This window comes from Cognatiluteimonas profundi (assembly GCF_009792795.1).
GTDB classification, from domain to species: domain Bacteria; phylum Pseudomonadota; class Gammaproteobacteria; order Xanthomonadales; family Xanthomonadaceae; genus Cognatiluteimonas; species Cognatiluteimonas profundi.
This window is the reverse complement of sequence record NZ_VKHQ01000019.1, coordinates 1-204: the sequence shown is the minus strand read 5'-3', so window position 1 is coordinate 204 and position 204 is coordinate 1. Positions and strand designations below refer to the sequence as shown.

The 204-nt window shown below is 67.6% G+C and carries 1 protein-coding gene; it reads left to right on the top strand.

Features of this window, described 5'->3' with window-relative positions:
* On the top strand, window positions 1-204 hold a 204-nt coding region (locus GST15_RS12780), incomplete at both ends, for a hypothetical protein (protein ID WP_159017701.1).

Genomic DNA, 204 nt, shown 5'->3' with positions numbered 1-204 from the left:
CAGGCGACAGTCGGAAGCCGGCTGCCGGGGCGCTACGAGCTGGACTACGGCCACGCCGGGCAACCGCCGGTCAGCATCCTGGTGCTGGCCGGGGAGCGCCTGGCGCAGCTCCAGCGTTGCGTAGAAACCGTGCTGGAGAATACCGCCTATCCCAACTACGAGATCCTTCTGCTGGAACAGGGTGGCGAAGCGGCCGACGTTCGC